This window comes from Ideonella sp., from assembly GCF_036277275.1.
Classification (GTDB): Bacteria; Pseudomonadota; Gammaproteobacteria; order Burkholderiales; family Burkholderiaceae_C; genus Ideonella.
The window spans coordinates 18,671-30,564 of sequence record NZ_DASUNH010000110.1 but is presented as its reverse complement, the minus strand read 5'-3'; the positions used below and the strand labels follow the sequence as shown (position 1 = coordinate 30,564).

Annotated in this window: 10 protein-coding genes; 5 read left to right on the top strand and 5 right to left on the bottom strand. The window is 69.8% G+C overall.

Annotated features, from left to right (window positions below):
- The first annotated feature begins 145 nt into the window (after positions 1 to 145).
- Together VFY73_RS18840 and VFY73_RS18835 are read left to right on the top strand one after the other, a co-directional pair.
- Complete coding sequence (locus VFY73_RS18840; RefSeq protein WP_329721604.1) at positions 146 to 2,401, top strand: response regulator; 2,256 nt, start codon at positions 146 to 148, stop codon at positions 2,399 to 2,401.
- Positions 2,398 to 3,033 (top strand): response regulator transcription factor, encoded by a 636-nt coding sequence (locus VFY73_RS18835; protein WP_329721602.1) that lies wholly within the window; start codon positions 2,398 to 2,400, stop codon positions 3,031 to 3,033. Before VFY73_RS18840 ends, VFY73_RS18835 begins: the two co-directional genes overlap by 4 nt.
- Before the next feature lie 29 nt (positions 3,034 to 3,062).
- Here the strand turns inward: VFY73_RS18835 and VFY73_RS18830 are convergent, their stop codons facing one another.
- The 3 genes from VFY73_RS18830 to VFY73_RS18820 all read right to left on the bottom strand — a co-directional run bounded on the left by VFY73_RS18830 (position 3,063) and on the right by VFY73_RS18820 (position 8,619).
- Positions 3,063 to 4,037: a hypothetical protein gene (locus tag VFY73_RS18830; protein ID WP_329721600.1), complete on the bottom strand. Its 975-nt coding sequence runs from the start codon at positions 4,035 to 4,037 to the stop codon at positions 3,063 to 3,065.
- 125 nt (positions 4,038 to 4,162) lie between these two features.
- Positions 4,163 to 5,011, bottom strand: coding sequence for a lysophospholipase (locus VFY73_RS18825; protein ID WP_329721598.1), 849 nt, complete (start codon positions 5,009 to 5,011; stop codon positions 4,163 to 4,165).
- Between the two features lie 197 nt (positions 5,012 to 5,208).
- Positions 5,209 to 8,619: an ATP-binding protein gene (locus VFY73_RS18820; protein WP_329721596.1), complete on the bottom strand. Its 3,411-nt coding sequence runs from the start codon at positions 8,617 to 8,619 to the stop codon at positions 5,209 to 5,211.
- A gap of 108 nt (positions 8,620 to 8,727) precedes the next feature.
- Here VFY73_RS18820 and VFY73_RS18815 point away from each other — a divergent pair, with 108 nt between their 5' ends.
- Together VFY73_RS18815 and VFY73_RS18810 are read left to right on the top strand one after the other, a co-directional pair.
- A complete protein-coding gene (locus VFY73_RS18815) occupies positions 8,728 to 9,186 on the top strand; it encodes a hypothetical protein (RefSeq protein ID WP_329721594.1) in 459 nt (152 codons plus the stop codon).
- A 91-nt stretch (positions 9,187 to 9,277) separates the two neighbouring features.
- Positions 9,278 to 10,123, top strand: a complete 846-nt coding sequence (locus VFY73_RS18810; protein ID WP_329721592.1) for an enoyl-CoA hydratase-related protein — start codon at positions 9,278 to 9,280, stop codon at positions 10,121 to 10,123.
- Here the strand turns inward: VFY73_RS18810 and VFY73_RS18805 are convergent, their stop codons facing one another.
- Positions 10,124 to 10,669 (bottom strand): peroxidase-related enzyme, encoded by a 546-nt coding sequence (locus tag VFY73_RS18805; protein WP_329721590.1) that lies wholly within the window; start codon positions 10,667 to 10,669, stop codon positions 10,124 to 10,126.
- 123 nt (positions 10,670 to 10,792) lie between these two features.
- Between VFY73_RS18805 and VFY73_RS18800 the strand changes: the two genes are divergently transcribed.
- Positions 10,793 to 11,650, top strand: coding sequence for an AraC family transcriptional regulator (locus tag VFY73_RS18800; RefSeq protein WP_329721588.1), 858 nt, complete (start codon positions 10,793 to 10,795; stop codon positions 11,648 to 11,650).
- A 9-nt stretch (positions 11,651 to 11,659) separates the two neighbouring features.
- Here the strand turns inward: VFY73_RS18800 and VFY73_RS18795 are convergent, their stop codons facing one another.
- Positions 11,660 to 11,866: a hypothetical protein gene (locus VFY73_RS18795; RefSeq protein WP_329721586.1), complete on the bottom strand. Its 207-nt coding sequence runs from the start codon at positions 11,864 to 11,866 to the stop codon at positions 11,660 to 11,662.
- Between the last annotated feature and the right edge of the window lie 28 nt (positions 11,867 to 11,894).

Below are 11,894 nucleotides of genomic sequence, written 5' to 3'. Positions count from 1 at the left end.
CCCGGCCGGGCACCACTTCGCGATCCGTGGCCGGCGCTTGCACGGCCCGCGCTCCTGCGCTGCAGCTTCTTCATGAACGTGCCACGGCCGCGATCACGTTCCCGCGATTGAAGACACCGCCCTTTCATGCTAAGAAGCCGGCTTCATGGCCCGCATCCTCGTCGTCGATGATCGTCCGTCCAATCGCCACTACCTGAGGGTCGTCCTCTGCGGGGCCGGCCATGAGGTGACCGAAGCCGCCGATGGCGCGCAGGCGCTCCGGGCGACACGCGAAACGCGCCCCCACCTGGTGATCACCGACCTGCTGATGCCGGTGATGGACGGGTTCGAGTATGTCAGCCGCCTGCGCCAGGAACCCGAGATCGCCGCGACGCCGGTGATCTTCTACACAGCCACCTACCGCAGCACCGACGCCCACAAGCTGGCCACGGCCTGCGGTGTCACCGAGGTGCTGCCCAAGCCGACCGGGCCGCGCGCGTTGATCGATGCCGTCAATCGACTGCTGGGCGATGACGCAGCGTTGCCCGCCGGCGCGCAAGCGCTGCGCGAGGCACCGTCGGCCCTGTCGGGTCTCGGGCAGCGCATGGCGGGCCACCTCGGCCATGTGACCGAGGATCAGGCGCTCATCAACGGCCTGCTGCGCGAGCACTCGGGGCCCGAGCACGAACGCGAGCGATTGCGCGGACTGTCGCTGCGGCTGGCCGACAACCTCGGCCATGTCCAGCGCAGCGCCAGCCGCATCTTTGCGCTGATCGAGCTGGCGCTCGACCTGGCCGTCGAGCGCCGGCGTGATGCCTTCCTGCGCATGTTCTGCGACGCCAGCCGCCGGATCGTGGAGGCCGACGCGGTAGCCCTCGTGCTGCTGCATGCCGACGAATCCGGCGTGCGGCATGTCGAAGCACACGGGCTGCGCCCCCCGGCCCTTCAGAGCCTGCGCGGAGCCGCCGTCCGCCAAGGCCTGATCGGCCGCGTCTGGAGCCACGGCGCGGCCCTGCGCGAAGGCAATGGCAACGACGTGCTGGCCGAGCTACCCGTCAGTTTTGGCCCGGTGCGCAGCTTCCTCGGTGTACCGGTCGGGTCGGGCTCCGCCCAGTACGGCGTGCTGTTGTTCACCGACGAACGCCCCGGCCACCGCTTCGACGACGAGGACGAGATGATGGCGCTGGCGCTGGCGGGCGAGTTCGTCGTGATGTTCGAACTCTTCGACGCCAACGAGACACTGCAAAGCCGTGCCGTGGAACTGGAACTCCAGGTCGCCCAACGCCAGCAGGCCGAGCAGGCGCAGGCCGAGGCGCTGGCCCGGCTGGACGGCATGATCCAGGCCGCGATGGACGCCATCATCACGGTCGACCGGTCGCAGCGTATCGTGCTGTTCAATCCCGCAGCAGAGCGCATGTTCGGCCGCCGGGCGGCGGACATGCTCGGGCGCCCGCTCGATGACCTGCTGCCCGAGGCCGCGCGCGGGCCGCATATCGACCATCTGCGCAACTTCGCCAGCAGCGGGCCCTCGACACGCACCATGTCGCCGCTGCGGACCGTGCGCGGCCGGCGCGCCAACGGCGAGACGTTTCCGATCGACGCCTCGATCTCGAGGGTGGTGCTGGACAGCGGCACCTACTACACCGCGATCCTGCGCGATGTCACCCAGCGCGTGCAGGCCGATCAGGCACTTGAACAGTACCGGGTCGAACTGGCCGGCTTCTCCCAGCGCCTGCTCGAGCAGGAGAAACAGACCACGCGCCGGCTGGCCCAGGCCCTGCACGACGAATTGGGCCAGACGCTGGCCGCCATGCGGCTGATCTATGACGCCTGCAGCGCCCAGGCCGGCACCGCGCCGAACGACCTGATGCGACGTTTCGATGGCCTGATCAGCGAAGCCAACCAGCAGGTCCGCCAGGTGCTGGTCGACCTTCGGCCGCCGCTGCTCGACGAGCTGGGGCTCGCCGCGGCACTCGACAACGAATTGCGCCAGCGTGCCACGCTGACCACCCAAGGCGTCGACCTGCAGTTGGACGTGGCCAACGACTTGCAACGCGTGCGTTGGCCCGCCGAGGCCGAGTACGCCGCATTCATGATCGCTCGCGAGGCCGTTCACAACGCACTGCGCCATGCTCGCCCGGCCACGATCCGTGTCAAGCTCGCTGGTGACGAGCACCGGCTGAAACTGACCGTCAGCGACGATGGATGCGGCCTGCCGATCGGCGGCGCGGTGGCCGCCCCCGGTCACCTGGGGATGGTCGGCATGCGCGAGCGCGCGCTCGCCATCGGCGCCATGCTCGACGTGCAGTCCTCCCCCGGTCAGGGCACGACGGTTCACCTGCGCTGGAAAGAGCCGGGCGGCCGTGAAAGACGCTCGTTGCCGATCAACACGGCGCAAACCATCCCTGAGGCGCGCTCATGAGCCGGCTGTACCTGATCGACGACCACGCGCTGGTGCGGGACGGCCTGCGCGCGGTGCTGGAAAGTGGCGGGCACACCGTGGTGGGCGAGGCCGCCGAGCCGACGCCGGCGCTGTCGGACCTGGCGCGCCTGAAGCCGGACATCGTGCTGCTCGACCTGAGCCTGGGCGAGCGCTCGGGCTTCGAGCTGCTGGAAGAGTTGCAGCGCCGCAAGCTGGACGCACGCGTCATCGTGCTGAGCATGTCGAGCCAGCCGCGCCACGTGGCCGAGGCCCTGCGCCTGGGCGCGTTGGGCTATGTGCTGAAGGGCTCACCGAGCGCCGAGCTGCTCGACGCCATCCGGGCGGTGTCGCAAGGGCGCCGCCACCTGGGCCACAACGAGGCCGAGCTGGCCTTGCGCGGCCTCACCGAGGGCGGCAGCGACGCACAGGCGCTGTCGCCGCGGGAACGCCAGGTCTTGGTGATGGTGGCGCGCGGCGCATCGAGCACGACCATCGGCGAACAGCTGCACCTGTCGCCCAAGACCGTGGACACCTACCGCAGCCGCTTGATGGCCAAGCTGGAACTGGCCGACGTGCCGGCCCTGGTGCGCTGGGCTATCCGCGAAGGCCTGGTCGGGCTGGATGAGCGCTGAGGCCCGGCGCAGGGGGCCCCTGAAGCCACCTACCGGACCGGCGTGGCGATGTAGGCGCGCAGGCGACCCTTGCGAACACCCACGCCGACGATCTGGCCCGCCTGGTTGATCGAGTTGGCGTACATCAGGCGTTCCCACTCCGCGCCACTCTTGCCGAGCAGGTTCTTCAGGCGATAGGTCTTGCCGGCGACCGACAACAGCACTTCGCCGGCCGAGCCCGAACCCACCACCTCGTCCCGGTCGTTCACGTCGGAGGGGGTGAGCGTGTCACCCTCTTCGGATGGCGGCAGTTTCTTCATCACGCTGCCATCGTGGATGAAGGCGTGACGGGCGCCCTTCTTGTCGTTCGCCGTGCCCACCACGTGGCCGAGGTCGTTGATCGCCGCGCCCCAGCTCGTGGTGCCGCCCAGCGTGCCGAGGTCGATCATCTGGCCATCGCGCCAGATGAAGGCGTGGTACGGCGGGTACTGCCCCGGCAGGTCGGCAATGCCGGTCACTTCGCCGCGGTTGTTGATGTCGAAGGCAGAGCTGTTGTTGCCGCCGAGCGTGCCCAGATCGGTCAGCGTGCCATGGTCGTAGATGTGGCCATGCCAGCTGTCGTCGGATCGAACCGCCATCTGGCCGAGATCGTTGATCGCGTACAACGACATGCCCGGCATCGCCTCGGTCGTGCCGTCGGCCCGCCAGACGTAGTAGTCGTTGAAGATGCGGCCGATCACGTCGCCGGTGTCGTTCATGTCCTGGACGAGCAGGGCCTCGGTCGGTCCTGGCAGGAAAGGCTTCAACACGCCGTCGACATAGCGAAAAGGCACCAAGCCTTGATCCGAGGCCCCTTTCACCCCCGCCCGACCGGCCACCACGCCGTGGTCGTTGATGACCATCGCCTCCTTGGGCAACAGCTCGTCGTCATGGTCAATCAGTTCGATCTTGTAGACCGGTCGCGCAGCCACGGCAACCGAGGCCGACAAGGCCAACAGCAGCGAACACACCATCGAGCGAATCATGCATACCTCCTTGAGAGAACCCAGATCCTAACTCGACACATTGGTGGACAAACAAGACCACAACGGACGTATGGTTGCATCGCAAGCCGGCGATCGACGGCTTGCGTCGCCGCGCAGCCTTCTGGTCAGTGCGGCGCAAAGCGCTGGTCGAGCCAGCGGTTCAGCTCGGCCAGCACCCGGTCTTTCTCGGGCTCGTTGAAGATCTCGTGCGAGAAGCCTGGCCATTCTCGCGTTGCCACCACCGCCGGCGGCACGGCGGCAGCGAAACGCGCCGAGCCTTCGGGGCGCACGCAACGGTCAGCGCCGGCCCACATGAGCAGCGTCGGCAGCGTCCATCGCGCGGCCGCGTCCTGCACCACCGGCCCGGCGCCGGCGATGAACTGGGCCAGCAGACCACTGATGCGGTCATGCACCAGCGGGTCGTCGACATAGGCCTTGACAACCGCCGGGTCACGGCTGACCCATTCGGGCTTGAGCCCGTTATTGACGCGCAGGTGCGGCAGCACCTTCGGCACCACGGCCAGCAGCGCCCTCTGCACCGCGTTCATGCCTGGGTCCAGCGCCGGCGACGACAGCACCAGCGCGTCGAGCGGGCGTGACCAGCCGGCCGGCTGCGTCGCCAGGCTCTCGGCGACAAAGCGCGCCGCCACCAGTCCACCCAGGCTGTGGCCCAGCAGCACCAGCGGCCCCGGCAGGCGAGCCCGCACGGCGTCGATGACACGCGCCAGGTCGGCCAGCAGGCTGTCGGCGCAGGCGATGTCGCCCGGTGCACCGGCCGAGTGGCCGTGGCCCCGCTGATCGAAGGCGGTCACGTCCCACCCCCGGGTCAGCAGGTCGGTGGCCACATGGGCATAGCGCCCGCCGTGTTCGCCCAGGCCGTGGACGATCAGGACTTGCCCGCGTGCGGGCGACGTCGGGCTCCAGCGGCGCACGTGCAGCGCTAGGCCGTCTTGGGTTTGAACGAGGGCGTGCATCAGGCCGAGTCTAGGGCCTGTTAACGCATAAATCGCGGCCGCGCCGGGCCCTTCGGGTGACCGTCCAGAGCGGGCGCATTCGTTGTTACGAGGCCACCGACGTGGGATCAACCACGGCGGTGCCCTCGCGCCTAGATTGCGCCCGCTCTGGACGGCCACGCGGCCGTGATTTGTGCGTGAACAGGCCCAAGGGCCTGTCAGCGCCCGTGTTGCAGCCGGGCATGCCACGCGAGCAGCCCGAGGTTGGCCGGGTTGCGTTCGAGAAAGCCGCTGCGGAAGGCCTCAGGCACCTGCCGCTGCGCGGTGTCGTGGAGCCAGCCCGTGGCGCGCCGCACCACGTCGGCCGCCTCGTCGTCGGCACCGTCCGACTGCAGCGCCCGCGCGGCCTGCCACCACAGCTCGGCCAGGTACAGCGTGGCCGGCACCAGTTGATCGGCCTGCTGCAGCGCCTCGCGCGCGCAGGCCGCGGCCCGTGCACTGTCCACCCCATTGGCAAGTTCGGCCAGGCGGACCAGCGCGGCGAGCCGGGCGCCACCGTGGCCGAGCCGATCGGTCGCCTCCAAGGCCTCGTCGAGCCGCTTCAACGCGTCGGCGGGCGCGAGGTCCCTGGCCTGCTCGATGACCAGCGGCCAGTACAGGTCGGGCCGGTTACCGTCGGGCAGCAACGCCACCGCCTGCGCCAGCAGCGCGGCCGCGTCGTCGCGCCCGCCACTGCGTTCACGCGCAAGCCGGGACAGCATCAACAGCCGGCGCACCCGCGCCACGAGCAACGTGTCGTCGCCGGCATCGACCTTTTGCAGCGCCTGCTGCGCCCGCGCAGCCTGGCCCAGTTGCCACCAACAGGCTGCCCGGTGGCACTCGACGACCGGCAGCAAGGCCGGTTGCTCGCGCTGCATCACCCGCTCGGCCTCATCCAGCGCCTGCAGCGCACTGCTGTAACGCCCCAGGCCCAGATCACACAAACCACGCAGTGCCCACGAGGTGCCCAGCTGCGCGCCGATCCAGTCGTGCTGCGCGGCCAGGTCGAGCGCACGCTGCACCGATTGACCCGCACTGCGCAGATCGCCCCGGTCGATGCGGTTGCATGCCAGGTTCGACAGCCCGCTCATCACCTGCGACCAGTCGCCGATCTGGTCGGCGCAGGCGATCGACGTCTCGTGCCAGGGCATCGCGGCATCGAGCTGGCCGCAGTTGTCCAGCGCGACCGCCAGGCTGCCGGCAGCCACCGAGCGTTCCGTCGGGCTGCCGTGCTGCAACAACCACTCGGTGGCCTGACGCAATGGCGGCACGGCATCCTGCGGCCGGTCGGCCATCACCAACACCGACCCGAGCTCGCCATGGGCTTGGGCCAGCAGCCGCTCGTCGCCCAGGCGCTGCGCCTCGGCCACGCAGGCCTCGGCGCGCACGGCCAATTGTTCGACGTCGCCACGGTGCCCCAGCAGGTGGATCCGCAGCAGTGCGGCCTCGAGCCGCTGGGCGTCGGTGGCCGCCAGCCGGTCCAGCCGGTCGCACAGCGCCTGGCCGTCGGCGATGTCGTAGTCGATGCCCAGGTGCAGCTCGGTCGCACCGAGCACCTCGGCAAAGGCGGTGGCCTGCTGGCCGTCGTCGGCCAGGATGTCGGCGCGCCGCAGCAAGAACTCCAGCTGCTCGCGCCGCCGCGCGCAGCGCCACGCTGCGTCGGCGGCGCGGCTCAGCCACGGCAAGGCGCGCAAGGGCTGGCCCGCGGCCTGCCAGTGGTCGGCCACACGGGCCGGCGCGTGGTCATGCGCGGCATCGGCCTCCAGGAAGGCCGCGATGCGGCCGTGCAGGTGGCGCGCGATCGGTGCCGACAGGCCGTCGCGCACCGCCTCGAACACCAGGTCGTGCGCAAAGCTTTCGTCGCTCAGCACCTGCGCCGCTTCGAGCGCCTGCCAGTCGTCGGCGAGTTCGATCACCGGCCGGCCGAGCACCTCGGCCGCGAGCACCACGCCGAAGTCGGTGCCTGCCACGCCGGCCACCCGCGCCAGCGCCAGTGCACCGGCCGGCAAGCGGGCGAGCCGCTCGGCGATCACGGCACGCACGCTCGAAGGCCTGGCCCGCAGCCAGCCGGCCACGTCACCGGCCAGCCGGTGCTCGGACCACGCCTGCTTCAGCGTTTCCAGCAGGAACATCGGGTTGCCGCCGGTGTGCTGGCGCAAGGCGGCGCCAGCGGATGCGCCGTTCAAGCCCGGCAAACCGAGCGAGTCGACCAGTTCAGCCAGCGACGCCTGGTCCAGCGGCACCAGCGGCAAAGGCCGCAGCCGCCCGTGGGCCATCAATTCCTGCCGCAAAGCGGCCAGCGCGCTGGCCTCGCCGGCCGGACGGCTGGCCAGTGCCCAGCGCGGGGCCGGCGCGTCGGCACTCGGCACCGGGCTGCGCAGGATCCAGTCGCCCAGCCATTCGACACTGGCTTCGTCTGCCCACTGCAGGTCGTCGACCAGCAGGCCCTCAAACCCGGGCGCCTGGGCTCGCCACAGCGCCTCCAGCGCGTCGGGCAAGGCCTGGTCATGGCCACCGCGCGGCGCGGGGATCGGGCCGGTAGCCATCTCCGGCAGCAGCTTGGCGAGTTCGCGTCGATGCGCCGCCTCCAGCCTCCCGGCCGCCTGCTCGTCGTGGCGGTGCAGCGCCGCGACCCAGCGCGTCAGCGACGCCAACGGCACGCCAGCATCACCGGGCCGCGCGGCCACCACCAACGCACCCGGATGCGCCTGGGCCAGCGCCTGCAGCAGCCGGCTCTTGCCCAGGCCCCCCTCACCTTCGACCAGCACCACCTGGCCAGCGTCCCAGCCTTGCAGCAAGGCCTCGACGGCCGCCGTGCGGCCGACCAGGCGCGGCGGCCGCAGCACACTGGCCGGCAAGGCCGTGGGGGTTGGAGCTGCGTGCTTCGGGTCGGCTCCTGCGGCGTCGATCATGGCCAGCAGCTGCAACGTTTCGGAGCTCGGCGGTGCGCCGACCTCGTTCTTCAGCGTCTGCTCGCAGCGGTCGAACGCGAGCAGCGCCGCAGCCCGGTCGCCGGCCAGGTAGTGCAGCCGCATCACGCGGCGGTGAGCCTCCTCGGACAAGGGCTCCAGCGCCAGCAGCTCGTGCGCGTGCACCAGGGCACCGGGCCAGTCCTGCGCACGCTCCGACATCTCGCACAGCTCGGCCAACGCCAGCTGCATGCGCCGGCGGCGCCGTTCGCGCTGGCCGGCCAGCCAATCGGCCAGGGCGCCACTGGCGCCGGCGTCCTGGCCGCCGAGCAGATCGTCGGCATCGGCCAGGTCATGGGCCGCACGGTCGGTCAACGCCAGCACCGCCTGGCCTTCGACCAGCTCGACACCCAGTTGCCGGCGCAACTGGAACAGGCGCTGGCGCAAGGTGTTGCGCGCGGCCGCCGGCTCGCTGTCGGGCCATAGCAGCTGGGCCAGCCGCTCGCGTGGGGTCGGGCCCTCCAGCGCCAGCCAGCTCAGCATCAACGCGTCGCGCAAGGGCAGCGGCCGTGTCTCGCCATCGTGCCAAAACTGCGGGGATGCGGGCGCCAGCTGCAACTGCCAGGTGCCAGGTTCCAACGCCGCCCGGCCAAGCGACGCAGATGCTGTCTCGGCATTCATAACGGCATCCTAACGGAGCGGTTTCTACAGTGACTCCACTGGTTGACGGACAGCGGATGTCGAAGCCCAGAAGCCAGTGTCCAACCCCAACTTCAGAGAGAAACCGCCATGAACACCCGCATCATCACCGCCCTGGCCCTGACCATCGCCGCCGCCGGCGCGCAGGCCGCCCAAACCACCCGCAGCGCCTGCAGCGTCGACGGCAGCGGTGGTGGCAATGTCGTCTCGGCCCACCCCGAAAACGGCTGGGTCGCCGTGTCCGGCATCAGCCGGGTGCTGAACAACACCACCGGTGTCGCCAAGCAGGCCTACGTCACCTTCACCGCCGACGCCGGTGTCGACGCCGACGCCGAGCTGCGCCTGGCCTTCTCGATCGACGGCGGCTCGCCGTTCTACGCCGGCCCGCAGAACCTGGCCAACACGCAGCAGTTCTGGGCCTCGCGCAGCACCGTGGCCGTGCTGTCGATCCCGCCCGGCAGCCACACCATCCAGCCGATGTGGCACGTCAACGGCGCGAACGGCAAGCTCGGCATCCTGGACGACCGTTGCATGATCGTCACGTTCTGATGGCCAGTGCCGCCCCAAGGCAGTTGTCGCTGGGGAGACGGACGGGGGATTGGAAGCGGTTAGTCTTGCGTGAACTTTCGCGAGGCCCGCCATGACCACTCCCCCAACCTACTTCGACCTGCAGCATGACAGCGCCACCGGGGTCGCCCGGCTGACGCTGAACCGCCCCGAGCGGATGAACACGATGGATCCGGGCTTCTTCCCGGCCCTTCGAGACGCCATCCGCGAGCTCGACGATGCCGGCCAGACGCGCGTGCTGGTGATCGCCTCGACCGGCAAGCATTTCTCGGCCGGCATGGCGCTCGATGTGTTCGCCGGCGCCAATATGCCGATGCTGGACCTGTCGACCTCGCGCAAGCGCCAGGCCTTCCAGACCGGGCTGCGTCGCCTGATGGCCTGCTTCGACGCGATCGACGAAGCGCGCTTCCCGGTCATCTGCGCGGTGCAGGGCGGCTGCATCGGCGGCGCGCTGGACCTGGCCGCCGCCTGCGACATCCGGCTGTGTACGACCGACGCGTTCTTCACCGTGCAGGAGATCCACATCGGCATGGTGGCCGACCTGGGCTCGCTGCAGCGGCTGCCGAAGCTCGTGCCGCAGGGCATGGCGCGGCAGATGGCCTACACCGGCGAGCGGGTCGACGCCGAGCGCGCGCTGACGATCGGCCTGGTCAACGCCGTGCTGCCGGACGCCGACGCGCTGCTGTTGCATGCCAACGAGCTGGCCGCCCAGATCGCTGCCAAGAGCCCGCTGGCGATCGCCGGCAGCAAGCTGGCGCTGAACCAGGCGCGTGACCACGGCACCGCCGAGGCGCTGTCGCAGATGACGCTGCTGCAAAGCGCGATCTTCGACATCGGCGAGATGGAAAAGGCGATCACGGCCTGGAAGCTCAAGCAGCCGGCGGCGTTCGAGCCGCTGGCACCGCTCGAGAAGAGCTGATCAACGCGCGCGACGCAACGCCACCGCCGGGAAGTCCACCGGCACCGCGAAGGCCACGTTCACGTAATTGGTGAACAGGTTCAGCGCGACATGGGCCAGGATCTCGACGATCGCCTCGTCGTCGAAGCCGGCGAGGCGCAGCGCCTGCACGTCGCCGTCGCCGACCTGGCCGCGCTGGTCGACCAGCTTCAGCGCGAAGCGCAACGCAGCCGCAGCCTGCGGGTCGGCCGATTCGCCCATCTGCGCGGCGCTCATCTCGTCGGCCGAGGCTCCGGCCTTGCGGCCCAGCGCGGTGTGGGCGGCCAGGCAGTACTCGCAGGCGTTGCGGTCGGCCACCGCCACGGCGATCTGCTCGCCAAGCTTGGCCGGGATCACGCCGGCGCCCAGCGCGCCGAAGGCGGCCCACATGCTTTTCAGCGCCGCGGGCGAATTGGCCACGGCGCGGAACATCGCCGGTGTGCTGCCGAATGCAGAGTGGATCGGCGCGAGCAGCGCACGGCGGTCGGGGCTGGCGATGGCGGCATCGACGAGTTGAACGCGGGACATGGCGATTCCTTTCGAATGGGTTGGCAGGTGCCAGGGACATCCCAGGCACGCCACCAGTGTCCAGGCACAGTTGGTACGATCGAGCACTTTTCGTCCACGATTCATACCAAATCGTCCACCACCATGCCAACGCAGGTCGACCGCTTGTCCTCATTGCTCGAGCACTTTCGGGTCCGGGCCCACCTGTTCCACGCCGGCCCGCTGTGCGGCACGACGCGCTTCGCGGCGCAGCCCGGACGCGGTTTCCTGCATGTGCTCAGACGCGGCGAGATGGCGGTCACCCACCGCACGGCCGGGGGTCGACGCCAGCGCGTGCAGGTGCGCGAACCCAGCCTGTTGTTCTATCCCCGGCCGTGGGCGCACGACTTTCACAACGCACCGGTGGACGGCGCTGATTTCGCCTGTGCGACGCTCGAGTTCGATGGCGGCGAGGCCAACCCGCTGGTGCAGGCGCTGCCGCCCCTGGTGCTGCTGCCACTGTCGGCCGTAACCGGGCTCGAACCGGCGTTGGGCCTGTTGTTCGCCGAGACCGAACGGTTGCGCTGCGGTTCGCGCCTGCTGGCCGACCGATTGTTCGAGGTGGTGTTGATCCAGCTGCTGCGCTGGCTGGTCGATCATCCGCAGCAGGCTGGCGTGCCGGCCGGGTTGATCACCGGCCTGTCAGAACCGCGTCTGGCGCGGCTGCTGGTGGCACTGCATGAGCGGCCTGGAGAGCCGTGGAACCTGGCGACGATGGCCGAATGTGCCGGCATGTCACGCAGCGCCTTTGCGGCGCATTTCAAGGCGATCGTCGGCCAGACACCGGCCGATTACCTGGCCGATTGGCGGCTCAGCTTGGCGCAGGGCCAGTTGCGCCAGGGCCGCGCGATCAAGGCGATTGCCGCCGAACTGGGCTATGCGAACGCGTCGGCGCTGTCGCGTTTGTTCACACAAAAGCTGGGTGTATCACCCCGCCAATGGCGCATGGCCCTTGGGCAGTGAGTTGTCCGCTCAGCGCCAGCCACGGTGCCAACCGCGGTGCGGGTGGCGCCAGCCCCAGCCATAGTGGCCGTGCATTTCCCAGGTCCAGCCCGGCCCCGGGCTGGCATACGTGGGGTGGACATAGACCGCCGCGTGGCGTGGGGGTGCAACGACACAGCCGGAAGTCACCGCCATCACAGCGCTGGTGGCAATGGCGAGAACGATTGTCTTTTTCATACGATCTCCGATCGGGTACAGCTGAACG

Excerpts from the sequence above, each read along its gene's own strand:
- VFY73_RS18840 (WP_329721604.1), top strand. The coding sequence starts at position 146 with ATGGCCCGCATCCTCGTCGTCGATGATCGTCCGTCCAATCGCCACTAC.
- VFY73_RS18835 (WP_329721602.1), top strand. The coding sequence starts at position 2,398 with ATGAGCCGGCTGTACCTGATCGACGACCACGCGCTGGTGCGGGACGGC.
- VFY73_RS18830 (WP_329721600.1), bottom strand. The coding sequence starts at position 4,037 with ATGATTCGCTCGATGGTGTGTTCGCTGCTGTTGGCCTTGTCGGCCTCG.
- VFY73_RS18825 (WP_329721598.1), bottom strand. The coding sequence starts at position 5,011 with ATGCACGCCCTCGTTCAAACCCAAGACGGCCTAGCGCTGCACGTGCGC.
- VFY73_RS18820 (WP_329721596.1), bottom strand. The coding sequence starts at position 8,619 with ATGAATGCCGAGACAGCATCTGCGTCGCTTGGCCGGGCGGCGTTGGAA.
- VFY73_RS18815 (WP_329721594.1), top strand. The coding sequence starts at position 8,728 with ATGAACACCCGCATCATCACCGCCCTGGCCCTGACCATCGCCGCCGCC.
- VFY73_RS18810 (WP_329721592.1), top strand. The coding sequence starts at position 9,278 with ATGACCACTCCCCCAACCTACTTCGACCTGCAGCATGACAGCGCCACC.
- VFY73_RS18805 (WP_329721590.1), bottom strand. The coding sequence starts at position 10,669 with ATGTCCCGCGTTCAACTCGTCGATGCCGCCATCGCCAGCCCCGACCGC.
- VFY73_RS18800 (WP_329721588.1), top strand. The coding sequence starts at position 10,793 with ATGCCAACGCAGGTCGACCGCTTGTCCTCATTGCTCGAGCACTTTCGG.
- VFY73_RS18795 (WP_329721586.1), bottom strand. The coding sequence starts at position 11,866 with ATGAAAAAGACAATCGTTCTCGCCATTGCCACCAGCGCTGTGATGGCG.